Origin of the sequence: Aquimarina sp. Aq78 (genome assembly GCF_900299525.1) — a bacterium.
Classification (GTDB): Bacteria; Bacteroidota; Bacteroidia; order Flavobacteriales; family Flavobacteriaceae; genus Aquimarina.
Genome location: NZ_OMKA01000007.1, coordinates 114,566 through 141,396, shown reverse-complemented (window position 1 = coordinate 141,396; position 26,831 = coordinate 114,566). Strand labels below are relative to the sequence as shown.

General features: G+C 33.1%; 28 protein-coding genes. 8 read left to right on the top strand and 20 right to left on the bottom strand.

What is annotated here, in order from left to right:
- Positions 1-62: 62 nt before the first annotated feature.
- The 3 genes from DG435_RS08930 (at position 63) to DG435_RS08920 (ending at position 4,260) form a co-directional block, all read left to right on the top strand.
- Complete coding sequence (locus tag DG435_RS08930) at positions 63-2,051, top strand: glycoside hydrolase family 20 protein (protein ID WP_106793268.1); 1,989 nt, start codon at positions 63-65, stop codon at positions 2,049-2,051.
- 302 nt (positions 2,052-2,353) lie between these two features.
- Positions 2,354-3,496 carry an FAD-dependent monooxygenase gene (locus DG435_RS08925; protein ID WP_106793267.1) on the top strand — a complete coding sequence of 381 codons (1,143 nt, stop codon included), beginning with the start codon at positions 2,354-2,356 and terminating at the stop codon, positions 3,494-3,496.
- A gap of 71 nt (positions 3,497-3,567) precedes the next feature.
- Positions 3,568-4,260 carry a nitroreductase family protein gene (locus tag DG435_RS08920; RefSeq protein ID WP_106793266.1) on the top strand — a complete coding sequence of 231 codons (693 nt, stop codon included), beginning with the start codon at positions 3,568-3,570 and terminating at the stop codon, positions 4,258-4,260.
- A 77-nt stretch (positions 4,261-4,337) separates the two neighbouring features.
- On the opposite strand, the gene DG435_RS08915 is transcribed toward DG435_RS08920, so the two are convergent.
- From DG435_RS08915 to DG435_RS08895, 5 genes are read right to left on the bottom strand one after another with little or no spacing between them, the layout of a single operon-like run.
- The gene (locus tag DG435_RS08915; RefSeq protein ID WP_159025632.1) at positions 4,338-4,631 is read right to left on the bottom strand and encodes a hypothetical protein; all 294 of its coding nucleotides are present in this window, start codon (positions 4,629-4,631) and stop codon (positions 4,338-4,340) included.
- A gap of 10 nt (positions 4,632-4,641) precedes the next feature.
- A complete protein-coding gene (locus DG435_RS08910; RefSeq protein WP_106793264.1) occupies positions 4,642-5,487 on the bottom strand; it encodes a DUF5777 family beta-barrel protein in 846 nt (281 codons plus the stop codon).
- Between the two features lie 10 nt (positions 5,488-5,497).
- Positions 5,498-5,890, bottom strand: a complete 393-nt coding sequence (locus tag DG435_RS08905; RefSeq protein ID WP_106793263.1) for a hypothetical protein — start codon at positions 5,888-5,890, stop codon at positions 5,498-5,500.
- Positions 5,887-6,432, bottom strand: coding sequence for a YceI family protein (locus tag DG435_RS08900; RefSeq protein WP_106793295.1), 546 nt, complete (start codon positions 6,430-6,432; stop codon positions 5,887-5,889). The genes DG435_RS08905 and DG435_RS08900 overlap by 4 nt, the downstream gene beginning before the upstream one ends.
- Positions 6,433-6,437: 5 nt before the next feature.
- On the bottom strand, positions 6,438-6,809 hold the full coding sequence (locus DG435_RS08895) for a hypothetical protein (RefSeq protein WP_106793262.1): 372 nt from the start codon (positions 6,807-6,809) through the stop codon (positions 6,438-6,440).
- A gap of 220 nt (positions 6,810-7,029) precedes the next feature.
- Here DG435_RS08895 and DG435_RS08890 point away from each other — a divergent pair, with 220 nt between their 5' ends.
- On the top strand, positions 7,030-7,500 hold the full coding sequence (locus DG435_RS08890; protein ID WP_159025631.1) for a GNAT family N-acetyltransferase: 471 nt from the start codon (positions 7,030-7,032) through the stop codon (positions 7,498-7,500).
- Positions 7,501-7,763: 263 nt separating this feature from the next.
- On the opposite strand, the gene DG435_RS08885 is transcribed toward DG435_RS08890, so the two are convergent.
- From DG435_RS08885 to DG435_RS25505, 3 genes are all read right to left on the bottom strand, one after another.
- Positions 7,764-8,375 (bottom strand): DUF4230 domain-containing protein, encoded by a 612-nt coding sequence (locus DG435_RS08885; RefSeq protein ID WP_106793260.1) that lies wholly within the window; start codon positions 8,373-8,375, stop codon positions 7,764-7,766.
- 94 nt (positions 8,376-8,469) lie between these two features.
- Complete coding sequence (locus tag DG435_RS08880; protein WP_024771828.1) at positions 8,470-9,000, bottom strand: DUF4136 domain-containing protein; 531 nt, start codon at positions 8,998-9,000, stop codon at positions 8,470-8,472.
- Between the two features lie 155 nt (positions 9,001-9,155).
- The gene (locus DG435_RS25505) at positions 9,156-9,332 is read right to left on the bottom strand and encodes a DUF5522 domain-containing protein (protein ID WP_159025630.1); all 177 of its coding nucleotides are present in this window, start codon (positions 9,330-9,332) and stop codon (positions 9,156-9,158) included.
- A 28-nt stretch (positions 9,333-9,360) separates the two neighbouring features.
- On the opposite strand from DG435_RS25505, the gene DG435_RS08870 reads away from it, so the two are divergent.
- Genes DG435_RS08870 through hemL form a run of 4 tightly spaced genes read left to right on the top strand, consistent with a single transcriptional unit; the run spans position 9,361 to position 12,798 of the window.
- On the top strand, positions 9,361-9,687 hold the full coding sequence (locus DG435_RS08870) for a hypothetical protein (RefSeq protein ID WP_106793259.1): 327 nt from the start codon (positions 9,361-9,363) through the stop codon (positions 9,685-9,687).
- Positions 9,688-10,635, top strand: coding sequence for a 1-aminocyclopropane-1-carboxylate deaminase/D-cysteine desulfhydrase (locus DG435_RS08865; protein ID WP_106793258.1), 948 nt, complete (start codon positions 9,688-9,690; stop codon positions 10,633-10,635).
- 1 nt (position 10,636) lies between these two features.
- On the top strand, positions 10,637-11,509 hold the full coding sequence (locus DG435_RS08860) for a glucosaminidase domain-containing protein (RefSeq protein ID WP_106793257.1): 873 nt from the start codon (positions 10,637-10,639) through the stop codon (positions 11,507-11,509).
- A 2-nt stretch (positions 11,510-11,511) separates the two neighbouring features.
- Positions 11,512-12,798, top strand: coding sequence for a glutamate-1-semialdehyde 2,1-aminomutase (gene hemL, locus DG435_RS08855; RefSeq protein ID WP_106793256.1), 1,287 nt, complete (start codon positions 11,512-11,514; stop codon positions 12,796-12,798).
- Positions 12,799-12,815: 17 nt separating this feature from the next.
- On the opposite strand, the gene DG435_RS08850 is transcribed toward hemL, so the two are convergent.
- The 12 genes from DG435_RS08850 to DG435_RS08795 form a co-directional block, all read right to left on the bottom strand.
- On the bottom strand, positions 12,816-14,231 hold the full coding sequence (locus DG435_RS08850) for a COG3014 family protein (RefSeq protein ID WP_234387125.1): 1,416 nt from the start codon (positions 14,229-14,231) through the stop codon (positions 12,816-12,818).
- A 66-nt stretch (positions 14,232-14,297) separates the two neighbouring features.
- Positions 14,298-14,882, bottom strand: a complete 585-nt coding sequence (locus tag DG435_RS08845; protein ID WP_106793254.1) for a penicillin-binding protein activator LpoB — start codon at positions 14,880-14,882, stop codon at positions 14,298-14,300.
- Positions 14,883-14,930: 48 nt separating this feature from the next.
- Positions 14,931-15,311, bottom strand: a complete 381-nt coding sequence (locus tag DG435_RS08840) for a hypothetical protein (protein ID WP_106793253.1) — start codon at positions 15,309-15,311, stop codon at positions 14,931-14,933.
- A gap of 282 nt (positions 15,312-15,593) precedes the next feature.
- The gene (locus tag DG435_RS08835; protein ID WP_106793252.1) at positions 15,594-17,009 is read right to left on the bottom strand and encodes a SusD/RagB family nutrient-binding outer membrane lipoprotein; all 1,416 of its coding nucleotides are present in this window, start codon (positions 17,007-17,009) and stop codon (positions 15,594-15,596) included.
- An 11-nt stretch (positions 17,010-17,020) separates the two neighbouring features.
- Complete coding sequence (locus DG435_RS08830) at positions 17,021-20,248, bottom strand: SusC/RagA family TonB-linked outer membrane protein (RefSeq protein WP_106793251.1); 3,228 nt, start codon at positions 20,246-20,248, stop codon at positions 17,021-17,023.
- A gap of 625 nt (positions 20,249-20,873) precedes the next feature.
- On the bottom strand, positions 20,874-21,434 hold the full coding sequence (locus DG435_RS08825; protein WP_106793250.1) for a TIR domain-containing protein: 561 nt from the start codon (positions 21,432-21,434) through the stop codon (positions 20,874-20,876).
- 196 nt (positions 21,435-21,630) lie between these two features.
- Positions 21,631-22,038, bottom strand: a complete 408-nt coding sequence (locus DG435_RS08820; RefSeq protein WP_106793249.1) for a lipocalin family protein — start codon at positions 22,036-22,038, stop codon at positions 21,631-21,633.
- A 96-nt stretch (positions 22,039-22,134) separates the two neighbouring features.
- Positions 22,135-23,262 (bottom strand): AraC family transcriptional regulator, encoded by a 1,128-nt coding sequence (locus tag DG435_RS08815; protein WP_106793248.1) that lies wholly within the window; start codon positions 23,260-23,262, stop codon positions 22,135-22,137.
- A gap of 121 nt (positions 23,263-23,383) precedes the next feature.
- The gene (mqo, locus tag DG435_RS08810) at positions 23,384-24,883 is read right to left on the bottom strand and encodes a malate dehydrogenase (quinone) (RefSeq protein WP_106793247.1); all 1,500 of its coding nucleotides are present in this window, start codon (positions 24,881-24,883) and stop codon (positions 23,384-23,386) included.
- 90 nt (positions 24,884-24,973) lie between these two features.
- On the bottom strand, positions 24,974-25,522 hold the full coding sequence (locus tag DG435_RS08805; protein ID WP_106793246.1) for a GNAT family N-acetyltransferase: 549 nt from the start codon (positions 25,520-25,522) through the stop codon (positions 24,974-24,976).
- 17 nt (positions 25,523-25,539) lie between these two features.
- Complete coding sequence (locus DG435_RS08800) at positions 25,540-26,316, bottom strand: arylamine N-acetyltransferase (RefSeq protein WP_106793245.1); 777 nt, start codon at positions 26,314-26,316, stop codon at positions 25,540-25,542.
- The gene (locus DG435_RS08795) at positions 26,316-26,822 is read right to left on the bottom strand and encodes a flavodoxin family protein (protein ID WP_106793244.1); all 507 of its coding nucleotides are present in this window, start codon (positions 26,820-26,822) and stop codon (positions 26,316-26,318) included. Before DG435_RS08795 ends, DG435_RS08800 begins: the two co-directional genes overlap by 1 nt.
- Positions 26,823-26,831 lie beyond the last annotated feature (9 nt).

The following is a 26,831-nucleotide window of genomic DNA, read 5'->3' as shown; positions in this document are numbered from 1 at the left end:
AATGTAAGTGAGGATGTTATCCCCATTTTTGCACTTGGTGATATCTAAAAAGTACCAACGAAATGATAAAAACGATACTAACTATACTCTTAATAATTATTCTATTTCCAATTTCTGCCCAACAACGATTAAATGTTGTGCCAGCTGTCCAAAAATGGGAATATTTAGCAGAAGAGATAAGATTTAATTCAATAACGGTAAACTGGAGTGAAGGAACGCTAACGAAAGAACAAATTTTTCTGAACCGATTTAAGGAAGAGCTTAAAAGTCTTACTACAAAATTCGGTACATCTGGTAATAAGGAACCTCTTTCTATTTTCTTTGATACTAATTATGTGCCTATTAATGAACATAAAGATGCTTATAAAATTACTCTTGGACAACAAACCATAGTAAAAGCTTCATCTTATAGTGCTCTAGTGTATGCTTCTAGAACCGTATTGCAATTACTTTCTCAGGATCAATACAAAAACACTGTACCAAGAGGAATTATTGAAGATTTCCCTGTATACGAGAAGAGGATGTTATTAATTGATGTTGCCCGAAAGTTTTTTACAATTGAAGAATTAAAAGATTTTATTAGAATAATGGCATGGGTAAAGATGAACGAACTGCATTTGCACCTAAGTGACAACTCATGGGGAGGATATAGTGCTTATCGTTTAGAAAGCAAACACTATCCAGAACTTACAGCTAAAGATGGATATTATTCTTGGGAGCAAATAAGAGATCTTCAAGATTTTGCACATTCCTATGGGATTACGATTACTCCAGAAATTGACTCTCCAGGACATTCATTAGCCTTCACTAATATTAGACCTGATCTTAAAAGCAAATGGTTAAGTCCTAACTATCTAGATATTACCAATCCAGACACTTATGTTTTTATGGAAGAGATTTTGGAGGAAGTAATCCCTTACTTTGATGCCCCTGATTTTCATTTGGGTACAGACGAGTATCGTATTAATAGTATCAAAGATGATTCTTTAAAAATTCATATTGGGAATACCTTTAGAAAATACGTCAACCATTTCAATAAGATTGTTAAGAAAAATGATAAAGTCGCGCGTATCTGGTCAGGTTTTGAACATATGCCAGGAGATACAAAAATTGATAAAGATATTATTATTGATATGTGGGAAACAAGTGATGCGAAAGATAAATCAAAACGTGGTTATCAATTCATTAATTCTACTCATTATTATACGTATATAGTGCCTGGCGCACCTTATTATGGCGTGGATAATGAATTTGTATATAAAAAATGGACTCCCGAGATTTTTAGTGACAAAACAGAACAAAATCTGGCTAAGCAAAGCCAAGGACTATTAGGGAGTAAAATGCATATTTGGAATGATTTTGGACCAACAGGCTTTTCAATTTCTGAAATTGCAAGATTATGTACACCTTCTATTCTTATTTTCTCTGAAAAAATGTGGGGCACAAAATCCCAGCTTCCTTTTAATGAATATAATCAACAACTTGAAAAGTTAACAAGCATTCCAATGACAAAAGTATTGGAGCGTAATTTTACCAATAAAAAAGAAATTTACCTCAATAAAGAAAGTATCAATTTAACAGAAAAAGAAAATACCTCTATTGGAAAAGAAATTAAAAATGTTGAGTATCCTTGGACATTGGAGTTAACTGTTGAAAAAACGAAAGAAGGCACAAAAGAAGATGTGCTTTTTTCTTCCGAATTAGCGACTATTTATTCAGATTTGGAATTTGAATTTAAAAAAGATAAAAAAACAACTACGAAACGTGGGTTGGCTATAGTAAGAGCTAACCAAACTGCAGGAAAAACCCCTTTGACTTCTCATAGACCACAAGTTATTATTTTTGACTATCAAATCCCTATGAACCAAATGGTCAAAATAAAAATAGTAGGAGAACAAGGAAAGACAAGTTTGTATGTGGAGAATCAATTTATCGGCAGCGAAAATATACAAATGCTATGTCCAGTTGATTACATAGGTGCTCCAAACGGAAAAACCTTTTGTGGAAAAATTAAAAATATAACACTTATTCAAAATTCGGTAATGAACTGAGTCTACTTACATCTGTACAAGAGGGTGCTTGCACAAAGTAGATTGTGCAGAGATAGGTCATGTATTTAGGATACTTTGTCTCCCTTTAATGAAGAGAACTTTTTTATATCCCTGTCAACAAAATAACGGTATAATCACTAAACAAAACATTGTGAATTCTTTGATTTAACTGCTGTAAAATGAGTAAATTTAGAATCCATAAATAAAGATTTTGGTACAACCTATTCTTGATTAAGATATAGGGCATAGTTTTCTATTCTGTATGTAGTAAAGTCTTTAAATTTTTAATATAAAAACGAGATATGTTATATACAATAGTAGGAGCAGGAATCGGAGGATTAACCACAGCTTTAGCTTTTGAAAAATGTGGGATAGAGTATCAGATATTCGAAAAAGCTCCTGAGTTAAATGAAGTAGGGGCAGGGATTTGGCTCGCTCCAAACGCTTTGCAGGTGTTCGAATGGCTTGGGATACTAGAAGATGTTGTGGCAAAAGGAAATTCTATCGATAGAGTAACCGTAGGTACATCTGATCTGTCGCCTTTATCAGATAGTTTTCAACATGATGTAAAAGACAAATTTGGGTATTCTACCATCGCTATTCATAGAGCAGAACTTCAAAAATTACTGCTTCAACAAGTTCCAAAAGAAAAAATCCATCTAGGAAAATCGTTTAAAGAATTTAAAGAAGCAGAGCAGGGGCGAATCCAGGTTACTTTTAATGATAATTCTAAAGTCGAAACTGATTTTTTAATTGGTGCCGATGGGATTAATTCTAAAATACGAAATCAGCTTTTTCCATCAAGCAAAACAAGATATTCTGGCCAGACCTGTTGGAGAGGTATCGCCGATTATACGATGAGTGCTGATTTTGAGCACAGAGGAATAGAACTATGGGGGAATCAAATTCGATTTGGAGTCTCAAAAGTAGCCAAAGATAAAGTGTATTGGTTTGCTGTCTCATTAAGCAAGCCAAATCAAAAAGACGATGATACATTGATAAAAGATAAACTGTTGAAAACATACGCTAATTTTCATCCATTAGTCAAAGAACTCATCGCAGCTACATCTCAAGATAAAATAGTAAGAAATGATATCAGTGATTTAATACCACTTAATCATTGGTATAAAAACAATATTTGTCTAATTGGAGATGCAGGTCATGCCACAACTCCAAATATGGGGCAGGGAGGAGCACAAGCTATCGAAGATGCTTATTATTTGAGTAACCTCATTAAAAATGAAAACAATGCCAATGTTTTCAAGCTATTTCAGGAAAAACGAAAACAAAAAGTAAATACAATAGTAAAACAATCCTGGGCTACAGGAAAAATGGCACATTGGAAATACGGAAAAGGAATGAGGAATTTTATACTAAAAAGTATTCCAAAAAACCTGATTCAGAAAAAAATGAATGAAATGTATCAATTAGAAAAAGTATGTTAACTTTATATAGCAATATAAATGCAGGATAAGAATATTGAAGTAATAATTAACGATAATACAAAACTATAAAAATGGAATCACCAAGTAGTATTACCATCAATGGATATAACCATGTTTCTTACCAATCTGATGTTTTCTCTGAAGAAGAGTTAGTTTTAAAAAGTAAATCATTTTATGATTGGTTGGATAAAAGGAGATCTGTTAGAGATTTTTCTGACAAACACGTTCCAAAAGAGGTTATTGAGAATCTTATCAAAAGTGCTTCTACTGCTCCATCTGGGGCTCATAAACAACCTTGGACATTTTGTGCCATTTCTAACCCTGCATTAAAAACTCAAATCCGTAAAGAAGCAGAAATCGAAGAAAAAACGAACTATGAGAACAGGATGAGTGAGCGTTGGAAAAAAGATCTCGAACCATTAGCTACCGATATGAATAAACCTTTTTTAGAAGTAGCTCCCTGGTTGATCATTGCATTCAAAAAAGCATATGAATTCGAAGAAAATGGTGATAAGCATAATAACTATTATGTGAATGAATCTATAGGGATTGCGTGCGGAATGTTAATCTCTGCAATTCATAATGCTGGATTGGTGACATTGACCCATACCCCAAGCCCTATGAATTTTTTGACAAATATCCTTAAAAGACCAGCTAATGAAAGAGCTTTTTTATTACTCCCAGTTGGCTATCCCAAGTTTCCTACCTATGTGCCGGATCTAAAAAGAAAAGGATTGGATGAGATGACCGTTTTTTATGAATAAAATTAAAAACCTGAAGTAGAACTACTCTTTGTAGTAATGGAGAAAAATCGAGTTATTTCATAACCTGGGTTAGAGATTTATGCACTAATTTTTTCGAAGACGCAATAATTTCTGGATTGATCATTACAATAATATCCTGCATTATTCTTTTTTTTGATTTTTTCGCCTACAGGCGGAAACCCTAAAAGAGTCAACATATTTTCAATATTCGATAAATCATTGACCGAAGTATGATTAAAAGAAATATGAGAATAATCACTATGGATATACACATTCGAAATATTTTGAATCTGCAATATTTCCTTTTTTAGGGCTATAGCGCAATTATTACATTTTAGATTTTGAATAGGGATTGTATTTCTAAACACCATAACAATTGTATTAAAATACTCTTGATAAATTAAATCCAAAGAAAAAATCTCCGTCACTCCAGTCACCTGTTCCCTGACTCAGGAATCCACTTGTGTTCATAGGTTGTGCATTGGTAAAATGTAACTGAAATACATGTCCACCGGTTTCTAAATCAAATCCTATAGAAAGAGGGTTTTTAAATGGTGAGTTATTAGCTCTATTAAGATGAAGTCCATAATCGATATTGACAGACCACCTCTTGGTGAGCTTATGTCGACCGCCGATTCCTATGGCATATTGTGTATTATCCTGATCATTAATTTTTACGAGGTTCTCATATAAAAGTGTTGGCATCAGTTGTAGTGAGAAGTTTTTATTAAATTTTCTGGCGATTAACAATTGCGATACATAAGATAACCGATGCTCAAACTCAAGGCCGGGTAAATTATCTTTATCCAGATCAGTATTTACCGTTACACTATTATAACCCACTACAGTAAAAGGAAAACCACTCTTTTTTTGTCTTAACAATCTGTATTTTAGAGAAACTTCGTATGTTTTCTGAAATGAACTACGGGATATACCAACTTGTATCTTATCACTAATGCCATAAATAAAATTTAGCCTTGTAACGGCTTGGTCTAATCCAAAAAAATCTTCAATCCCTGATTCAACAGAACCAAATCTATGAGAAACAACTAAATAAAATAACCCTTTATCAGCTAGTTTAGTAGATTCAAAATTAACAATTTTTAATCCCTTAAAAACAGCGCTGACATATTGATTGTTATCTTTTTTAGTATCAATTTCCTGAAGTAAATCATCTTGTGAGAACGATAGTAGAGGAATCAAAAACAATAGAAATATTTTTTTCATAACATTAAATTTATTGGGTGCTTGTAACTTCAGCCTGGTCTATTTTAAGCTGCTCTAAGAGATCATCAAATCCAACATATCTTCCTTTGATAGTTATTTTTTTGTTGATTTTTAAAGCTATAAGACCTCTTTCTAAAGTCACTGCTATTTTTTGATCTAGAACAATACTATTAGATTCTATTGCAGTAATCCGACCTTTTAATTCTACCGCTTTGTCAAGATGAGAGGCATTAAATGCTTCTTTGTCTCTGGTATATGCTGAATAGAATGTAATGGCTGTAGTACTGATACCTGCTTTTTCAGTATGTATAATTCTATGCTCTTTTTGTGCATAACTGAATAAGACAAAGCCTATAGCTCCTAAAAATACCAGAGCAAGAATGATAAAGTTTTTGGTTTTCATTGTTGTTTTAATTTAAAATCAACGGACACCTTTACTTGTTTTGCTATTTTATTTCTTACTATTTTTGGAATAGAGATATCAAAATCCTGTGGGGCAACAGCAAAGTTTCCATGTATAAAGATGTGTTCATCTTTTTTTGATATATATAGTATCGATTCGATGTTTTGTTCTTTACCGTGTAGTTTAAGCTGTCCGTTAACTTTAAATTCTTTTTCTTGTTCGGATAATTCAAAAAAATTAAATCTTATAATTTTTCCTCTAAAAATGGTTTTAGAATAGGTGTCTGATTCGATATAGTTTTCATTAAAATGTTCCTCCATTAAAGCATTTCTGAATCTAAATTCTTTCATCAAAGCCAATGAAGCTATTTCACCGGTATTGATATTGAGAATTGTAGTAACAGATGTGTTTTTGGCCTTAACAGGTTCAAATGTTTTTTCAGAAGCCTCAAAAACAATAGTTCCTTTTTTTTCTATATATTTTTCTTGAGAAAGAGAAACACTAGTGATGAACAGGCAAAATATGATTGTGAATACTTTCATTTTGATTACTCTAATGATCCATCTCTGATCCATTGATCAATATTATCTATTGTTCCCTGTGGTAATCTTCCCGAGGGTGGCATAGCTGCTGATTCACCTGTTTGTTTTGAAACAGCATTAAGTATAGCAGAAGCGTTGTTGCTCACATTTTGAAAAGTTATCAAAGGAAAAGGAGCCCCATTTACAGGAGGGTTTGCATGACACCCAATACAATTAGAATCAATTATACTTTTGATATTTGCAGTATAAGTAAGTTTTTCACCCATAGGAGGCGGTGGGGGCGGTGCAATATCATCTTCGCTATCACTAGAACAACTATATCCAATTATTAAGATAACCACAACTAGAACCTTGTTAATGTTTGATATTGATTTCATAATTTGTGTGTTTGGTTTATATTTATTTTAAATTTTGTCTCATGCTTTTGTCTTTTGATAATTTTTTTGAGAAAAGGTTACAAAATCTTGTACCTTTTTTATGAGTAGAACCTCTAAAGGAAAAAAGAGGTTTGGGATAACTTTAAAAAGAAATGGTCATGTATGATAATGTGTAATCTGTAAAGTGAAAATGATACTATTTGAAACAAAAAAACTGTTTGTGAGACATCTAGAGGATAGTGACCTAGAGTCTTTTTATGATATGCAAGGCAACCCCAATGTAATGAGATATATCAAAAAAACGATGAATTTTGAGGAGAGTAAGCAAGAATTGAATCGTTTTATTGGATATTATAAGGATACTGATATTTTTTTTAAAATCTGGGCAGTAATAGAACGTAATAGTGATCAATTGGTAGGTATATGTGGAGTATATGAAAATGATAGATCAGAATTTGAAATAGCTTATCGGTTAAGAGAGTGTTTCTGGGGAAATGGATTTGGTAGAGAAATAGCAAAAGGATTGTTTGGATACTGTTTTGATCAAATTAAATTAGATGAGTTAACTGCATACGCAAGTAAAGATAATATAGGTTCTATACGTATTCTTGAAAAAGAAATGAATTATGTTGAAGAATTTTATGCAGAAAAAGAAAATAGTATAGAACGAAAATATAGATTAAGAAAATAGAACACCTGATGATACCGATGAATTAAGATATCATATTAAAGAAGTTGAATACCTTTTTAGAGATATTAAAATTTTTATTTTTTTTTTGACAAAGGGGGGTAGGGTATCTAGAAAGTAAAACGTTATAAAGAAGTAACAAATTTGTAAATCTGTAATAACACTAGAGTTTAAGGGACAAAATGAATTCTGTAATTCAGATTTTTTTAAATTTATAGATGGGAAGAATTATTTCTTCCCATTTTTTTTGATGTATAGTTTAAGATTTAAAATATTAATTCTTTTACACCTATTTGACTGTCTATCGTTGCATCCTTATATTTTAACGTCCAACCCAGAGAATTAGTAAGGATATATATTTTCTGCAATTCACTAATGAGTCGATTTTGTGAATTGGTAACAAGTGTAGATTTTTTTACTTTTTTATCTAATTGTTCCATCACTATTTTACGTATAGCGTTATGATCTTCGGGGTTAAATTTATTAATAATCCCCTCTTCAATATCATGATATTTTATTTCCGGATTAATATTAACCTCTGCAGCAGGGATTTTTGTTATAGTAAGTGTTTTTGTTTCTTGATCAATAACATGCTCAATCTTTCTTAAGTCATAAGAGACTTGTACATTGGCATTGACCATTACAATTATTTTTTTCTTTGATGAGATTACTTTAAAATAGGTTTTGTCATTTTTATAAGTAATTATATCAGAAAAGTGTCCTTCTGTAACCACGAGCTTACCAACGTTTTTGATTTGATCCAGAATAAGACCAGAAGATGCCACTTCTGTTTTTTGGGTATTAGATTGATCAATAATATATTTGATTCCAAATACCAAGAGTGCTGTTAAAAGTGCACCGAGTAGAAAATTACGCATACATCTATAGTATCAAGTTGAGTATAAATGTACACAAAAAAATAGCCTTCTTATAAAGAAAGGCTATTTGTAATATAAATAAAAGAGTATTTTTTTAACGTTCCTGTGGTGGATATTTTTCTAAGATAGCGGTAACAATCTCATTCATTTTTTCTTGCTTTTTGTTCACATCCTTGGTTAATGCTGCAGAACCCATTCCTTGCCAGACCAATTCCTTTTTAGAGGCATCTATAAGGTCTATATAGAGAGTGCCTTCTGTAGTCGTAGAAACAGTATTGTATCCAGCTCCCCAGAACCATGGATTCCATCCCCATCCATAACCCCATCCGTAATTATTTTGATAGATGTTTACATTTTCCTTAGTTTTTGTAAAAATACTTACCAGTACATCTGGATTTGCTGATTTTGCAAAACCTTTTGAGGTCATATCTGCTTCGATAGCACGCAGGATACGTTTTTTGTCAAGATCGCTAATTTCTGCTTTGTCGATTCCAGGCTTGTAAAACGCAAAGCTTTTATAAGTATTAAAATCAGCCTGCTTATCATAATCCGAAGCAACACGCACTGTGGAGCAAGAACTAAGAGTTATGATAAGGATTAATGATAAAAGTGAAAAAAATTTCATAATCCTAGTTTTTTATAATATCAAATATGTCGTGATGATCAGAAAATAAAAATACGTTTTCATCAATCATTTTATAAGCACTTGATATTGGTTTAACAATAGCTATTATATACAAATTTAACCACAATAATCGTACCATGAGACAGATAGCAAATCTATTTTTTAGAATAACTATTTGTTTTTTTGTCATAGCCATATGGGCAATGCCTGCAACCACTCTCACAACAATAGCCTCTTCTTAGGTGATATTGTTCTGTAAAACAACGATACCCTTCTGGAGTAATATAATAATCTCCTTCTTTTGGAGTTAATACTTTTTTAGGATTGTCCATAGTTACAAAAATAGTATCTTGCAGTTATATGCCCATTGTTGTTAACAAATATTTGATAGGTCGCCATTTTGTTGGGATCGCTCTTTGGCCTTTTATTGTGATTAATAATTCTTTCCTCAAAGAGGATGAAGTCTTTATTAATCACGAAAAAATCCATTTAAGACAGCAGGCAGAACTGTTAGTTGTGCCTTTTTATATTTTTTACTTTACAGAATATTTGTTTAGAGTTATTCAATATAGAAATTTACAGCAAGCCTATCGTAATATTTCTTTTGAGAGAGAAGCATATCTTAATGAAGATAACCTCGATTATCTCAAAACCAGAAAACTCTGGAGTTTTATTAAATATCGATAAATGCACATTTTTTCTTCGGAAACACCACTTTCAAAAAATCAATCGATTACACATTCTATTTTGGACAAAGCCGGAGTGTTTCTTGATATCAAAAGAGAAGATCAAATTCATAAAGACGTTTCGGGGAATAAATTCAGAAAATTAAAATATAACCTTATTGAAGCTAAGAGGTCTGGTTGCACTACTGTACTTACCTTTGGAGGAGCATATAGCAATCATATTGCTGCAACTGCTGCTGCAGGAGAAATGATGGGATTACAAACCATAGGAATTATTAGAGGAGAAGAACTGGCTGGCAATCTTGAGAAAACGCTATCAGAAAATGATACCCTTCGATTTGCTAGTGCTTCAGGAATGCGTCTTAAGTTTATTAGCAGAACAGCATATCGAGATAAAACATCTTCAGCTTTTTTAGAACAACTAAAGGATGAGTTCGGTTCATGTTATATTATCCCCGAAGGAGGAACTAATGATCTGGCTGTTAGGGGTTGTGGGGAAATATTAACTACGCAAGATAATACCTATGATGTTATTTGTTGTGCAGTAGGAACGGGAGGCACAATCGCAGGAATCATTAATAGTACAGGGCCTCATCAGACCGTTATGGGATTTCCTGCTTTAAAAGGTGATTTTCTCGACAAAGAGATTAAAAAATATACATCAAAAACCAATTGGAGACTCATTCATGAATATCATTTTGGAGGATATGGTAAAATAAACCAGGAAGGAGTTGAGTTTATGAATGTGTTTAGCGATCAGCAACATATTGCATTAGATCCAGTCTATACAGTTAAGATGGTTTTTGGTATTTTTGACCTGGCACAAAAAGGTGTTTTTAAGAAAAATACTCGTATTTTAGCCATTCATACCGGTGGTTTGCAAGGGATAGCCGGAATGAACAAAAAATTAAAGAAAAAGAAACTACCCCTTATTACATTTGATTATTAAAATGAGGAAATTTATTGTATTGTTATGTATTGCTATGGTTATGATTTCTTGCGGAGGAAGCAAAAAGGTAACATCTTCGAGAACGCATAAACCTAAACCTAAACAGACGGTTATAACCAAGACTGAGCAAAGTCCTAAAAAAGTTATAGTAGAAGAACATACTACCAGAAAACCACTTCCTGTATTATCGTATACCGATAAAGTGCAACGCTATATTCATGAGTTCTCGGGTATTGCTAAAAGTGAAATGAAAACTTACGGGATCCCGGCCAGTATCACCTTAGCACAAGGAATATTGGAGTCTGGAGCCGGATATGGAGATCTAACACAAAAAGCAAGAAACCATTTTGGGATTAAATGCCATGATTGGGAAGGAGATCGGGTATATCATGATGATGATCGTTCTCAGGAATGTTTTAGAAAATACAATAAGGCAAGCGAATCATTTAGAGATCATTCTTTATTCTTAAAAGATAGAAAACGATATTCCAGACTGTTTACATTTAAACAAAAGGATTATAAATCTTGGGCACGTGGTCTACGTGAAGCAGGCTATGCTACCGATAAGAAATATCCACAAAAACTTATTGCCATTATAGAACGTTATGATTTAGATAAATTTGACGATGAGGTGCTTGGTACAAAACCTTTAAGGAAAAGTAAAAAAAGCGAAGCTGTTGCGGTTATAACTTCCATTTCTAATAAGGATGGCTATACAGTAAAAAAAGGGGACACTCTATATTCGATTTCCAGGAGATATAAGATCTCTGTAGAGGAACTCAAAGCATTTAATAATCTGGTCAATAATAATATCTCGGTCGGGCAAGTTCTTAAAGTAGCAGTTGCCGACGAAGAGGAAGAAGATTTTAATTAAGCATGATCTATAAAAGAAGTAGCGCATTATTTACAGCAGCGCAAAAAGTGATCCCGGGAGGGGTTAACTCACCAGTACGAGCCTTCAAAGCTGTAGGAGGAGATCCTATATTTGTTACAGAGGCCAAAGGAGCATATTTATATGATGAAGATGGTAATCGATTGATAGATTATATCAATTCATGGGGGCCTATGATTTTGGGACATGCGCATCCTCCTGTAGTGGATGCCGTTATTGATAAGGCCAAAAAAGGAACTAGTTTTGGAATGCCAACAGAAATTGAAACTCAGATTGCAGAACTTGCTGTTGCCATGGTACCTAATATCGATAAAATACGATTTGTAAACTCGGGTACCGAAGCCTGTATGAGTGCTGTACGATTAGCACGTGGATATACCGGAAAGGATAAGATTATTAAATTTTCAGGGTGTTATCACGGGCATAGCGATTCTTTCCTGATCCAGGCAGGAAGTGGTGCAGTTACCTTTGGAAGCCCTAACAGTCCGGGTGTAACTAAAGGAACAGCACAAGATACTTTATTAGCAAGGTATAATGATTTGGATCATGTAGAACGTATTATCATGTCTAATAAAGGAGAGATTTCTTGTATTATTATAGAACCTATTGCCGGAAACATGGGATGTATTCCACCAGTAAAAGGATTTTTAGAAGGATTAAGGTCTTTATGTGATGCTCATGATATATTGTTAATTTTTGATGAGGTAATGACCGGTTTTAGATTAGCAAAAGGAGGAGCACAAGAACTTACAGGTGTAGATGCCGATATTGTTACTTTTGGTAAAGTAATTGGAGGAGGGTTACCTGTTGGAGCTTTTGCAGCACGTTCTGAAATTATGAATCACTTGGCACCTCTTGGGCCAGTGTATCAGGCAGGAACCTTGAGTGGTAATCCATTAGCTATGGCGGCAGGATTAGCAATGCTTACCGAGTTGAATAGTACCCCGGAGATTTTTAAAAGCCTGACCGATAAGACCGAATACTTACATCATGGAATTGCTAATGCTTTGGATGAGCATAATATCACGTATACGATCAATAGAATTGGTTCTATGATTTCGGTTCATTTTGCAGAGGATGCGGTGGTGGATTTTGATACTGCTGCAAAAGGCAATAACGACACTTTTAAAAAGTTTTTTCATGGGATGCTAGACAACGGTGTTTATATAGCACCAAGTGCTTTTGAGACCTGGTTTATAACCGAGGCACTTACTTATGAAGACCTGGATGAAACTATTGCTGTAGTACAAAAAGTAGCTAAAACACTTTAGAAGATAAACAAGATTGATTATTGACTGGGATGAGAAACTCTTGGGGTTGTGATTTTTTCAAATTGAATTCCTCCGGTTCCCTGTATGAGGATATTTTTAGAAGTTAGCACTTCTTGATTTGTACGTAGTTTAACGGTTAAAGTATTTTCTCCTTTCTTTAATGGGACTCGAGTATAAAATATTTTTTTAGGTAAACTCTGCCAATTACGTGTATCGGCACCTTCGGTTAATGCATTAAAAACACCCAATAAAGCTCCTAAGTCGTTATTTTGGTTTTTTACTATATATTCTGAAACTTTCTTTGTTCCTAGGCGCAAAGCTATTTTTCCGATTTCTCTAAATGTTCTGTCTTTTAAAGTTTTAAAAGCAATTTCTTCATAATCTTGTGTTAGTTCAAAGGAATATGATAAACTATCTACTTGTATCTCTGCATTATTGTATAGAGATTGCTGGCTCACATATTTAGGGAATGCAACATTAAAAATATCCAGATCAGAAAAATCAGAATTATTATCTCCTCCAGTTGGTATCGGTAATGGTAAATTTAAAGAGAGATCTTCATTGATGATGGTTAGAAACCCGATTTCGTTACCTGGTAAGATGGTAAACGTATAAAAGGTTTCATCTTTATAAGGAGCCAGTCCGTTTTCCCAAAAAATAATTGCTTCTCCGCCTTCAGTGGTTTTTTTAGGAATATAGGTAGTGTTTAATAGATTTTCATAACGTTCTATTTCATCGGTAAATCCCATGACACTTGCTGTATAAAACATATCCTGGCATAGTTGCTCGGGTATATTAACTCCAATATAATTACCTTGGTTTTCTATATATAAGTCTACAGCATTGCGATACGCAATAAATGCATTGTTTATATCTCCTGAAGCTTCGTATAATAGACCTTGCAATATATGAGCAAATGCATCATCATTATATCTATTCTTTTTCTCAGGAGGATAATTTTCATTTATTCTTTGTAGTTGTAATGAAATGCGTTTAGCTTCAACGATGGCTTCGTCGTATTTGTTTAAAAAAATATAATTAAGTGCTTTGTAATAGTGTATTGCAACTTTTTCAAAATCTTCACCTTTATATGTTTCTTTTTCGGGATTTAAAAGAATTCCCAGAACTTGATTTCCTATAGCTCTTTTATTAGATTCTATAAACAGATCTGCTTCGTTTAAAAGTTTATTACTTAAGGTATAATTACCTGCCAGGTATGCTAATTTCCCTTTTTCTAATAAGTATAGAAGATGATTTCTGGGTTTTCCTAAAAATTTATTTTTCTCAATTACCTCCATAGCACCTTCTACATCACCTTGTTGTACCTTTCCTTGAAAAAGTGCACTCTTGGTATGATAACTACCACAATTGCTAAGCAATATTGAAAGGCAACACAATAGTGCAGCACGAAAGATCATTTTTATATGGATCATATTCAATTATCAAAAAAGCTTTCCTGAGAAAGCTTGGTGTTTTGTTTGAATTTAGAGTATCAAGAATTAGTTTTTAACAAACTTTTTTATTTTTTTATCTCCGATCCATACTTTTTCATTAGTCTGAATATTTGTTAGCTCCAGGTCGATTTGATAGTATACTACTTTGTCCCTTTTATGTGCATCAACTATAGAGTTAATATTACCTTGAAGCATATAATCTGCTCCGGTTTCTAATCCAAATTTTTTGACTGTAGATATAGAGGAATTGTCTTGTTGATCAGCACGTTCTGCTCTTAGTTCTTCACGCATTTTGCCACCTTGTACTACTCTAACTTTTTGTCGTTGAATAAATGCCTTCTCTATATCTTTAATAAAGGTTTCACTTTCTATATGCTCATGTGATTTATTACGTATTAAACCAACTATAACCACCGGTTTTTTTCCTTTTTCCTGAACATGATCGGTTATCCAGTTTGCTGTAAGTACTTCTTGTGTTAGTTCTTCTGCTGCAAAGCGTGAATCAGTATCATTCCATCGTCCGCTAATATCAATTTGTGTATCCGGAGCTACACGTGTAATTTTTCTTGCGCATGAAGAAGTTAAAGATATTACCAGTAATACTGCTATAGCAGCGATTAATTTTCTCATTTTGTGATTTTTATTTAATGTACTTTAATTAGTGTTTTTTTAATAATATTACCAAAGGAAGCATGCTCCTAAAACTCCTAATGTTAACCAGTTATACCCATACGATCTATGGCCATAATAAGATCCATAGTCATAATATCTGGTGTTTTCGATGCGTGCTAACCTTCGTTCATGCCTCCAGTATGCTCTTTGTGATCTGTATTGTCTTCGTAATGAGCGTAGTTCTCTTTTTTCTTCGAGAGGATCAATAGCTTTATAGGTTTCTTGTGCTGTAGTGCCTTGTTGTAATGTATATTCCTGACTATTTTTTAAGAATCTATTCATAGCCATTTTATAATTAGGATTTTGATCTTCTTCGAGTTGTGCCTCTTGTGCATACCCAATACATCCTATTATAACAAAAACGAATACTGAAAATATGTTTCTCATAATGTTTATAGATTAGTTTCCATACTAAAAGTAAATGACAATTTAAAAATCAAAGGGTTGCATCATGTGAGAAAATAATCTTAATATTTATGAAGCTATTTTGACTTTTCAATTTATATACACAACATTTAGTATTGATGTTACCCTATTCTAAAAATGTTAAAATTTGTCTAATCATATTTGATTGGAAACAGATTCGATAGTATTTCTAATTTTACATAAAAAAACCAACGAAGCTAACTTCGTTGGTTTTTAATTGTTTCCGAAAATGGAATAACTAGGCTATTGATTTACTGGCGTAGGAGCGAATAAATCGGGGATTGGGTTTGGTATGTTAGCATTACTATCTAATTCATCCTGCGGATATAAAAATCGTTGAGGATTAATCGTGGTAGTGGCATTGTTTAATGGAAAAGGAACAATAACATCACTATCGGATTTTAGTAGCCTTCGAGTATCGTTAAATGGCATATAGGTGCTAAACCCTGTTACATAACGTTCTTCGATAATTTCTCTTAAAATTGCTCTGTCTACCACTATATTATCAGTATTTTCCATTCCTCCTGCTTGAAAATCTGCTAGAACATAGGGGTCATAATTAAATGTATCAGCTGCATCGATAAGGTTAAATGCATTTCCAGAATCCAGATAAGTTCTTAATTCATTAAGTTTATCAATAGCTCCTTGATTGTCATTATTAACACGTAAGATACATTCTGCCCAAATCAATAGATTTTCTTCGTAGCTTACTAATTTCATAGGAGTAGATGGTCCATCGATACCATCATCCTGATTTCCATCTCCGCTAACGTAAGAATAGTTTCTGCGTGCAGTTTCATCTGTCTTGGCATTATTTCTGCCAGAAGCATTAGCAGGATCTATAAGGTCCCGGTAAAAGGCATTATCGCCTGTCATATCACCTGCCCGACTACTGTTTACAAAATTAAAAAGAATATTACTGTTGGAGTCGACAGTACCAATAGGTTTATAAGCCATGGTTCCAGATGCACTGTTAATACCATTTACTACATTGTTTAATGCCAAATCGTACTGTTTGGTTTGTAAATAATATCGGGCTTTTAGAGTGTATGCAGCGGCAACCCAGGAAGTACCATTGCCAGAAAAATAAATATCTTCACTACCAACATTAGTAGTGGCATTATTTATTTTGGATATTGCTCCGTCCAGTAAAGTTTGCAAATTGTTATAGATGTCTGTTTGCAAGTCTATTGTAGGATCAGGAGATTCTAAACTGGCATTATCAGGTACTGCATTAGAATAGGGGATATCTCCAAAAAGAGATGTTCCTGTACCAATAGCTAATGCCTCATTAACATCGATGATCCCTTGTAGTAAATCGAGGTTAGGAGAGATTCTTCTAATTTCATTATTTTGAACTAATATTCCGTTATAGATTAATTCCCATACGGCATTAGAATCACCCGGGGTATAATCATAATTATAGAGCGTTTGCTGTACCAGATTTAATCCAATAAGCCCACCAGAATAATACATAGAGGTTCTGGCTAGTTGTCCTTGTTGTACCTGTGCATTGGCCAAGAGTGTTCCTTTTAATAGAAGGTCTCCAGATGGAACTTCAACCAACTGGTTTGGATTTTCATTAACATCCAGATAATCTTCGCAGGAGAACATCGTGATTACGATACAGGATACTATTATTTTATATATAGTCTTCATGATTTCGTTTTTTAATAATTAAACTTAATACTAAAAGCATAGGTTCTCACTCCTGGATTCGAGAAATAATCCAGCCCTTTTCCTCTACCAACTCCAAATTGGTTTATGTCGGGATCTATACCAACTACATCGGTCCAGATAACCAGGTTTCTTCCAGAGGCTGTAAATTCAATTGAGCTTAATCCTGTTGTTTTTTGTAACCCTTGAGAATTAAGTTGATAGGATAATGAAAGTTCTCTAAACCTTGTCCAGCTAGCATCCCCAACAGCAAATTCATTTAATTTACCATCTCCAAAACCATATAGGTTTCTATAATAACTCTCATCTAGTAATACATTTCCATTTCCGAAGTTACCTATATTAGCTCTTACGCTTGTACCAGAAGGGACAACATCACCGTTAAAATTTACTAAATCTTCATTTAGAGTGATGGTATTTCCTACATCTCCGTGGGTTCCGAAGTATGAAGTGATAAAACGGGTTCTTTGAGCCATATCATTACCTTGGCTGGTATCAAACAAGGCCGATATCGATATATCTTTATAAGATACACTTAATTGTAAACCTCCTAACCAATCTGGATTAGGGTCTCCTACCACTTTGTTACCACTGGTATCTACTATTGGAAAACCATTGGCGTCTAATACCAGGCTTCCATCAGCATTACGTTGAGCGCCTTGTGTATACAAAACTCCTAATGGTTCTCCTTCTATGGCTACAGATTGGATAGAACTACCAGGGGTAAAGCTAACAACTCCTCCTCCTTCAATCTTAGAAACCAGATTTTTATTGGTGCTAAAATTTATTGCAGCACTAGCTTTCCAATCTCTGTTTTTTATAAAATCATATTTCAATTCGGCTTCAAATCCTTCATTTTCTATCGTAGCTCCATTTCCATAGATCTCAGAAAACCCTAATGTTGGAGGTATTGCTATATTGAGTAATACATCTTTAGTTTCGTTTTTGTAATAGGTAGTCGATAGTGAAAGCCTATTGGTAAAGAAACGAAGGTCTAATCCAACCTCGTATTCTGTTTTGATTTCTGGTTTTAGATTTGGATTCCCAAGGCGTTCATCGAATTGAAATCCTCCTCCAAAATCTTCCAGTGCTATCGCATCAGAAAAAGTAGAAAAAGTTCCTACTTCAAAAACAGTCTCCTCTCTATGCGCCAGAGGGACATTACCTACCTGACCAAAAGCAAGCCTGAGTTTACCAAATGATAGAGGATCAAAACCATTGATTAAACGACTAAAAGTCCATCCTAATTCTGCACTCGGGTAAAAGAATGCATTATCACTTTTAGGGAGTACAGAATGTTTTTCATAAGCCCCACCAAGGGTTAAAAACAATTGATCGGCATAATCAAAATTAACAGTGCCATAGAAGCGGATATTTCTTCTCGAGGTTCTGGTAATCTCTGAGGAGATATTTTCTTTTGCCGAGATTTCTACAGGATCTAACGGTTTTCTGAAATTGGCAATAAAATTATCTGCCTCAATAAAATGTCGTTTCCTTCTCCTGTCATTAATACCATATCCTACTATTACATTGGTGTTTAGTTGTTCTGTTAATGCATATCTAAAAGATGTTAGTATATCCATCGTATATTCTTCATTATTTATGGTTTCGTCATTAAGTAAACCAAACCTTCGTGCAGAACTTGCTGTATAGTATGGGAAGAAATACACCCTGTTATCAGAATAAAAATCTGCACCTCCTCTAAGGATAGAATTGATATTATCGTTCCATTGATATTTTAATTCTGCTGTACCAATAAAACGATTTACTTTGGCAGTACTTCCTTGCTCATTGATGGTCCAAAGGGGATTATTATAAATTGCGTTGTCACTATTTCCAAGATATCTTCGGTAGGAACGATGACGTGATTGTACAATAGTCCCGGAGCCATTATTGTAATCTCCTTTATAGTCTGTGATATCAAAATCCGGTGAGGTACGTAGTAATCCCAGATATAACCCCGCAGTATTAGAACCTTGTTGGATTCTGTTAGAACTAGTATGTATGTAATTTCCTTTGATATTAGCAGTAAGCCTATCTGTAAAATTTTGAGAAGTAGATAAGGTAAAATTAGTTTTCTTATAAAAACTATTTTTAATCGTTCCGTCTTGATCTACGTGGCCTCCACTTAAGAAATAGGTTCCTTTTTCATTTCCTGTACTTAAGGTGAAACGATTATCGAGTGTGACCCCGGTACCAAATACTTTATCAAAATTACTATCGACATATTGTTCTCTTCTGTTTTTTTGAGTAATTGGATAAATAGTATTATTGGATACCAAAGATTCAAAAAACTCTCCGGTAGTATCTACACCGTCTGGAGCTCCACTTCTGTCTGAGATTCTATCTCCCCAGGAGAAAGCAGATGTTGGACTATAATTACCATTGGTACCTTGCCCAAAAGATTGTTGTAATGGATGTTTGTAAGAGACTTCATCAATAGAAACACCAGAAGAAAAGGTAATTCTCATTTTACCTTTTTTACCTTTTTTTGTGGTGATTACAATTACTCCGTTAAGCGCTCTTGTACCATACAATGCTCCGGCAGAAGCTCCTTTAAATACCTGAAAAGATTCAATATCATCGGGATTAAGGTCATTAAGTCTGGATTGCTGTGATACTCCTGCAGAAGTATCTCCACTACCAGAACCTTCTATTGTATCATTGTTTAATGGTACTCCATCTACAATAATTAGAGGTTGACTAGAGCCTCCCAGAGAACTTGTTCCCCTGATTTGAATATTAGAACCAGCTCCGGGATCTCCAGAGGTGGCATTGATACTTACACCAGCAGCTTTACCAGCTATACCATCAATAATCTTATTTTCTACAGGCTGCACTAGTTTATCTGCATCGATTTTAGAATAAGTAGAAGATAGTTTATCTCTTTTTTCTACAAACCCTAAAGAGGTCACAATAACCTCGCCTAAGGCTTCTGCATCTTCCTGTAAGATAACATCGATTGTGGTTTGATTAGCAATCGGTATTTCTCGCGTGACATATCCCAAATACGAAAAGACTAATGTTTGATCAGTACTTGCTTCGATAGTATACTTACCATCAAAATCTGTCGTCGTTCCAGTCCTAGTTCCCTGTACTAGAATTGTTGCCCCGGGTAAGGGACCTGTTATGTCCCGTACAGTACCTGTTATTGTAGTTTGGCTATAGCCAATACTAGATAGCAGTACTGCACACATTAAAATTAAGAGTTGTTTTCTCATATAATTGTGATTTGATTAGACATGAATTAAAATGATACTACATTTTAGTTAGTGAATTATAATTTTGAATATTCTGGGGAGTATATAGAGTAGGTGAAATCTTATGAAATTCTGAAATAAAAAGGAAAACCATCTTTGATATAAAGAGTAATCGAACATACAAAATATGAAGGTATCTTATTAACATAGAAGTTAATGAAACATGTAGTATATGTAAACTAAATGGTTTGTTTAGAAGCATTTTTGTGTTTTTACTAAGGTTTATACCAAAGAGATATACTATAAATAGGTAAGTATACCTACAACTAATAGAAATTGGTTAAGCGTGGGCACTATATTAATTGTTACTTGTATTGACTATGGTGCCTATTATATAAGACGTGTTATTGGGCATTACCCCCCAATTGGAGTTCGTTTTTTTTAATGAAAAATGCAGATAATCAGTAAATTGTTAGTTTTTTATGATTTACTATGAAGATATTGAAAAAAAAATTAAAAAAATATTTGAAGAAGAAAAAAAATGGTCTGACTCATCGGGCGTTTGTAAATTTGATGAGAAATACAAAATTATGGATAACAAATACTTAACTGCGATATGCTACTGTATAAGGTTATAGATAACTAATTACGATGCTAGCCAGGCACCTAGTTCTATGACTTTTCCATTAGGAGATTTAACATCATATCCTTCTGGATTCGTTTCACTTTTTTGAATGTAATGGAATTTTTGCAGGTATTCGGATCCTCCATAGTCTGTATAATCCTCTCGTATAGGAAAAATAGCAATATGATCTTTGGTTTTTTGTGTATTGGCATATCGTAATTCCCACTTACAGCGTTTAGAACTAATGGCATTTTCTGTTGCCAGAAAAATAAATTTCTTATTATCCTTTATTTTTTCTTCTGTCCTTTGTTGGATTTGTTTGTCGGTTATTTTACTTGGTTTTTCTGGAGTACTCTGATCTAACAATAAGTAATCCGCATAGATAAGTACACCAAACCCTTTTAAAAAATTAATTGCACTGTCAAGTTCTTCAAGCTCATCGTGTTTATAAGAAAAAAACAGAGAGGTTTTAAGGAATTTTGTTTCTTCTCTAAAGAGTTGCAGACTTTCAGTAATAGACTTACTATATATTCTCGCTGCATTTCTAAACTGCAGTAACCCGTACTTAGGTAATATATTCATGAGTTCTTTAACATGGTCGTGTGTGAATATCTTAACGTACTGACCCTAGGTTTTGTTGTTGTGAATGTTGTTAAATCTTCATTATGCCAAATGTAATAAAAGGTTTCTTTGCTATATGTTCAGAGAATATTATATAGAAATGTCCAGATTTAATATCATATCAAATCTGAACATTTTTTATACAGTATATTTTTGATTATTTCCTCTTATATGTATTTATAAAAGTATCTGATGAACTTTTGGATGTGAGAATAAGTGTGGCGTTTTCTGGGGTCGAAACTACAAAAATACTATTATTACTAATTGTAAGATTAGCACCAGTAACAGTATAATCATAAGTTGTTTTAGAATCTTCTTCACATATATTTTCTGTATTAGAAGTATGAAGAGTAATACTTACTTTATTTGAATTGTTAAATACATAAGTCTCCATAAGGTCACAGGCATCTAAATCAACATTAGTTCCATTTTTAGTAGAACTGGATAATTGCCATTGACCGATAATAAATGTTTCATTAATTGTGCCGACGATATCATCATCGGTACTGCATGAAAAAGTAATACTTAATCCTATTAAAACGAATACAATTAATTTTTTGCTCATAATTTTTCTTTTTTTGTTTTGAGCAAAATTAGCTTGGTTTTAAAAGTTAGAAGTCTCCAAAAGTTAGAATTGAACAATTATGGACTCTTTTTATGATTATAGCTGTTCTTTGTATATTTTTTTAAATGTAGTTGGTGTATGACCGGTTTCTTTCTTGAAATATTTATAAAATGCAGATTTAGAATTAAAACCAGCTTCAAGTCCTATTGCTACCATATCATAGTTATCAAATTCAGAGTCCAAAATCATGATTTTAGCTTCTTTCACTCTATATAAGTTTAGATAATCAGAAAAATTCTTTTGAGTGACACTATTAATTATTTGAGAAAGGTAACCAATACTTATATTTAACCTGACTGCAATATCATCTCTACTCAATTGTTGATTTCTATATAATTTTTCAGTTTCTAAAAGTTGTATAAATTTTTTAAAATATGGGTTGTCTTCTCCTTCTTTAAATTTTACAACATCTTTCTGTTTTTCATTTGCTTTCTTTTTGTTAATTTCTCTTATTTCGAATCTGTTTTTGGCCAAAGTAAACTTGTATATGCCTTGATAACCAATCCAATAAAAAAGAATATTAAGCAATAGCCATATGATAATAGAATAATCATTGTTATAATAGTAATCTACTACACTTGTTATAATCCAAAAAAAGATAAGTAAAACATGAAAAGTATAAAATAAACGTATCCATTTTAGATCATAGCCGATACCTGGTTGATATTTGATTGTATTTTTAAATAACAAACGAAATTCTACTACAAGTAATGCTAAATTAAATAGGATTGAAAAATAATATTCTATCGTATAAAAATAGGGTATCCATGCTTTATTATGAATAGGGTATAAATCAAAATAAAACTGCCCGCCAATATATAAGTTTAGCCCTATTGATATAATAAAGGGAACAAATAATACCCATTGTTTATTTCTAAGTTTTAATGATGGATTTAATAATTTTAAGTAATAAAAATATAAGGTTACCGGAAAAACTAATACTAATTCAATATCCTCTAGTATTCTAAAGTTTTGATGTTCCTTATACCAGTCATAATGTAAAGCCCAATATTGAATATTGATAAAAACTCCAAGTAAAAGACTTATCCCCAGATATAAATTTGCTTTGTTTTTAAAGAATTTGGAAAATAGAATTATGATCGCAAAGATGAATCCCTGAGTTACTCCTATTAAAATCAAAAAGTCTAATATTTCAAAATTCATACTTAATAAAAGTTTATTTTATCTTAATTGTGTACCTCGGGTAGAACATTTTTATACTTTAAGAAACAAATTAGATTACAATAGGATTGATATAATGTATGTGTTTTTAAAGTTTAGCGATCTAGGTTGGAGTCTGTCTAGACGATTGTAACTTTAATATTTCTGTTGTTCTATTTCTGGTTTGAAGGCATAATTTACCATCTTCAATTAAAGATTTACCAAAACTAGGAATCATTTGTTTTAAGGTATCACTCCATGGTTTTGATTTCATTTCTTCTGGGAAACATTCTGACAGAACATCTAACATTATAGAAACAGAGGTAGAGGCTCCAGGTGAGGCACCTAGTAATACTGCCATTGTCTTTTTCTGGTTGGTAACAATTTCGGTTCCAAATTTGAGGACTCCACCCTCTTCTTTGTCTTTTTTAATAATCTGTACTCTTTGTCCGGCAGTGATTAACTCCCAATCTTCAAACTTAGCTTCGGGGTAGTATTTTTGTAATGTAGCAAATCGTTCTTCAGGAGACTGATATACTTGTTCGATTAGATATTTTGTTAATGACAAATTGTGAATTCCTGCAGCTAACATGGGCCAAATGTTATGTGCCTCTATAGATAGTGGGAGATCCATATATGTGCCATTCTTTAAAAACTTGGTAGAGAAACCAGCATAAGGCCCAAATAATAATGAACGTTCTCCATCTAACATTCTGGTGTCGAGATGAGGTACAGACATTGGTGGGGATCCAGTTTCGGCTTTGCCATAGACTTTAGCTTCGTGTTTAACGATAACATCGGGATTCTTGCAACGCAAGAACTGACCACTCACAGGGAAACCACCATATCCACGTTCTTCTGGGATATCTGATTTTTCAAGAAGTAATAGTGATCCGCCACCAGCACCAACAAAAACAAATTGAGTAGTAACTGTTTTTTCTTCAGAGCTTTGTAAATCTGTTACATCAATTTGCCAATTACCATTGTCCTGCATTTTAAGATCTTCTACTTCATGACCAAGATGCAGGTTTACGCCATCACAGGTTTCGAGATATTTTATCATTCCACGTGTAATAGCACCAAAGTTTACATCTGTGCCAATAGGCATTCTTGTAGCAGCAACCTTCTGTTTAGGATCACGACCAGTCATAATCAAGGGAATCCATTCGGTGATTTCTTTATGATCTTCTGCATATTTCATGTTCTTAAACATGTCGTATTGAATCAATGCTTCATATCTCTTTTTTAGAAATGCAATGTTTTGATCACCCCACAAAAAGCTCATATGGTCGATATCATTAATAAACGGACTTTCTGTTTGTATAGAACCTTTTTCTAGTAAATATGCCCATAACTGTTTTGAAACTTCAAAATTAGCACTAATCCTTAGTGCTTTAGAAATATCGATTGCTCCATTCTCTCGCTCGGGAGTATAGTTCAATTCACAAAAGGCAGAATGCCCGGTACCTGCATTATTCCATGCATCAGAACTTTCGGCACCTACTTTGTCTAATCGTTCGTAGATGTTTATCTGGGCACCAGGAATTAATTCTTTTATGAGTACACCTAAAGTGGCACTCATAATTCCGGCACCGATAAGAGTAAAGTTATTTATATTAGGCATAATATTTATTAGTTAATATAGTGAGAAATAGAACCAGAGTCAATCTAATATTATTTACAATAAATTTAAACTGTAAATGGAATACTTTTCTTATTTAGAAGATGAATTCTTATTTAACATAGCATAAATAGCTACACTAATATGTTTTCCGTCTTTGATTTCACTGTCGACCATAGTCCCTTCATATTTAAAATCGAATTTAGCCAATCCATTTTTGCAGTTCGTATTCTCTGCATCTACAAATCCTTCAATTCTATGCAATCCTAGGTTTTCGAATCCAAATTTACAAATGAGTGGCATTACTTCTTTCATGATTCCTTTTCCCCAATACTCAGGAAGAAGCCAGAATCCGATTTCTGCTTTTTTGTTTTCTTTTTCTATAGCATTAAGCCCTCCTGCGCCATAGAAAGTGTCACCATCTTTTGAGCAAACGGCCCACCATATCCCGGTTTCATTTTTTTCTAATTCTGCAAACCATGTCATTTGCTCTTTGGTAGCTTCAAGACTATTAAAACTAACACCATAGTATTTGATTACATCAGGATTTGAAAGGCCAAGATATACATTCTCTAAATCATCATTTGTAAACTGTCTTAGCAATAATCGTTCTGTTTCTATTATGGGAAATGTAGTTGTCATTTATTTTTATTATGATATTATGGTTTGATATATGTATGCTTCTTTATTTCGATATCAAAATACTCTTTTAGAAGCTCGTTAAATTTTATTTCTTCTGTAAACTCTATTATTTCAGTATCTGTTCCTTTGGTAATTTTACATTGCTTGTCATTTAGAGTAATTCTTCCGGTATCGGTTACCATAGAAATTACTTTTTTTTGTGTAAAATGAGAATCCTTACTTGTTTGATGAAAAGTACACATCTCTTGAAATTCATTAAAATTTCGACCTATAGTTTTAAAAATATACTGTGGAGTCGATACTTCACCTACCAATTCATTTACCCTTAAATAATCATCATCAAATGTATCGAACTTAAAATAACCAAAATCATCTGATAATTTAACCCCGGTTTTAATCGGTAACGGAGTGTATGAAAACTTACCAAACCCTACATCTACCAGATAATCATTGTTATGGATAGAGGCTATTATTGCTAAATGATCATACTCTTTTCCATAATCCTCTGATTTGCTATAAACTCTACCTGAAATCATTTTGACATCAAACCCAATTTCTTTTAGTAAATGATAGAATAACCCATTTAGTTCATAGCAAAACCCTCCTCTTTTTTGAACTACTATTTTATTGTAAATAGCATCAATGTCGAGAGTGATTTCTCTATTATAATGCATGTCTAAATTCTCAAAAGGAACACTTTTTAAATGAGATTGCTGAAGTTCGAAAAGAACTTTTTCATTAACACTTATGTCTTTCTTATACTTTATTCGTTCTAGATAGGGTTGAATATCCATTACTGTATTTGATTTATAAAATCGCCTAATTTTGTTTCTACCAAGTGAGGAAGGTTATTGTTTTCAATCCAGCAGTGTACATCTCCAATGTAGTTCATGCCCAGATATTTTGATGTTTCTACAAATGGCATATGAAATCCATCTTTTAGTTGTTTATCCGAACCACAACTTAGTACTGCCATTTCCATTCCTCTTAGTTTTCTACCTACATCTTTTTCTATTTTTAAACAATCAGAAATTCTATCTAAAAAAGTTTTCAGAATTCCACTCATGGTATACCAATACACGGGAGTTGCAAAAACGATAAGGTCATATTGACTTACGACCTCATTAATTAAAGGATGAAAATCATCATTTCTATTTTTGAATTCGTAATCAAATTCAGCTATATTTTTTGTTTTTAAATCTATTATAGAATAGTTCATTTGTTGACTAACGAATGAAGCTGCTTTATATGTATCTCCATTACTATTTGAACTACCGAGAATTATAATTCCTTTTTTCATCGGGTATTA

Excerpts from the sequence above, each read along its gene's own strand:
- DG435_RS08930 (WP_106793268.1), top strand. The coding sequence starts at position 63 with ATGATAAAAACGATACTAACTATACTCTTAATAATTATTCTATTTCCA.
- DG435_RS08795 (WP_106793244.1), bottom strand. The coding sequence starts at position 26,822 with ATGAAAAAAGGAATTATAATTCTCGGTAGTTCAAATAGTAATGGAGAT.
- DG435_RS08825 (WP_106793250.1), bottom strand. The coding sequence starts at position 21,434 with ATGAATATATTACCTAAGTACGGGTTACTGCAGTTTAGAAATGCAGCG.
- DG435_RS08850 (WP_234387125.1), bottom strand. The coding sequence starts at position 14,231 with ATGATCCATATAAAAATGATCTTTCGTGCTGCACTATTGTGTTGCCTT.
- DG435_RS08805 (WP_106793246.1), bottom strand. The coding sequence starts at position 25,522 with ATGACAACTACATTTCCCATAATAGAAACAGAACGATTATTGCTAAGA.
- DG435_RS08800 (WP_106793245.1), bottom strand. The coding sequence starts at position 26,316 with ATGGATATTCAACCCTATCTAGAACGAATAAAGTATAAGAAAGACATA.
- DG435_RS08910 (WP_106793264.1), bottom strand. The coding sequence starts at position 5,487 with ATGAAAAAAATATTTCTATTGTTTTTGATTCCTCTACTATCGTTCTCA.
- DG435_RS08815 (WP_106793248.1), bottom strand. The coding sequence starts at position 23,262 with ATGAATTTTGAAATATTAGACTTTTTGATTTTAATAGGAGTAACTCAG.
- DG435_RS08870 (WP_106793259.1), top strand. The coding sequence starts at position 9,361 with ATGCCCATTGTTGTTAACAAATATTTGATAGGTCGCCATTTTGTTGGG.
- DG435_RS08865 (WP_106793258.1), top strand. The coding sequence starts at position 9,688 with ATGCACATTTTTTCTTCGGAAACACCACTTTCAAAAAATCAATCGATT.
- DG435_RS08880 (WP_024771828.1), bottom strand. The coding sequence starts at position 9,000 with ATGAAATTTTTTTCACTTTTATCATTAATCCTTATCATAACTCTTAGT.
- DG435_RS08820 (WP_106793249.1), bottom strand. The coding sequence starts at position 22,038 with ATGAGCAAAAAATTAATTGTATTCGTTTTAATAGGATTAAGTATTACT.
- DG435_RS08835 (WP_106793252.1), bottom strand. The coding sequence starts at position 17,009 with ATGAAGACTATATATAAAATAATAGTATCCTGTATCGTAATCACGATG.
- DG435_RS08845 (WP_106793254.1), bottom strand. The coding sequence starts at position 14,882 with ATGAGAAAATTAATCGCTGCTATAGCAGTATTACTGGTAATATCTTTA.
- DG435_RS08830 (WP_106793251.1), bottom strand. The coding sequence starts at position 20,248 with ATGAGAAAACAACTCTTAATTTTAATGTGTGCAGTACTGCTATCTAGT.
- DG435_RS08885 (WP_106793260.1), bottom strand. The coding sequence starts at position 8,375 with ATGCGTAATTTTCTACTCGGTGCACTTTTAACAGCACTCTTGGTATTT.
- DG435_RS08915 (WP_159025632.1), bottom strand. The coding sequence starts at position 4,631 with ATGGTGTTTAGAAATACAATCCCTATTCAAAATCTAAAATGTAATAAT.
- DG435_RS08920 (WP_106793266.1), top strand. The coding sequence starts at position 3,568 with ATGGAATCACCAAGTAGTATTACCATCAATGGATATAACCATGTTTCT.
- mqo (WP_106793247.1), bottom strand. The coding sequence starts at position 24,883 with ATGCCTAATATAAATAACTTTACTCTTATCGGTGCCGGAATTATGAGT.
- DG435_RS08840 (WP_106793253.1), bottom strand. The coding sequence starts at position 15,311 with ATGAGAAACATATTTTCAGTATTCGTTTTTGTTATAATAGGATGTATT.
- DG435_RS08900 (WP_106793295.1), bottom strand. The coding sequence starts at position 6,432 with ATGAAAGTATTCACAATCATATTTTGCCTGTTCATCACTAGTGTTTCT.
- DG435_RS08895 (WP_106793262.1), bottom strand. The coding sequence starts at position 6,809 with ATGAAATCAATATCAAACATTAACAAGGTTCTAGTTGTGGTTATCTTA.
- hemL (WP_106793256.1), top strand. The coding sequence starts at position 11,512 with ATGATCTATAAAAGAAGTAGCGCATTATTTACAGCAGCGCAAAAAGTG.
- DG435_RS08925 (WP_106793267.1), top strand. The coding sequence starts at position 2,354 with ATGTTATATACAATAGTAGGAGCAGGAATCGGAGGATTAACCACAGCT.
- DG435_RS08905 (WP_106793263.1), bottom strand. The coding sequence starts at position 5,890 with ATGAAAACCAAAAACTTTATCATTCTTGCTCTGGTATTTTTAGGAGCT.
- DG435_RS25505 (WP_159025630.1), bottom strand. The coding sequence starts at position 9,332 with ATGGACAATCCTAAAAAAGTATTAACTCCAAAAGAAGGAGATTATTAT.
- DG435_RS08860 (WP_106793257.1), top strand. The coding sequence starts at position 10,637 with ATGAGGAAATTTATTGTATTGTTATGTATTGCTATGGTTATGATTTCT.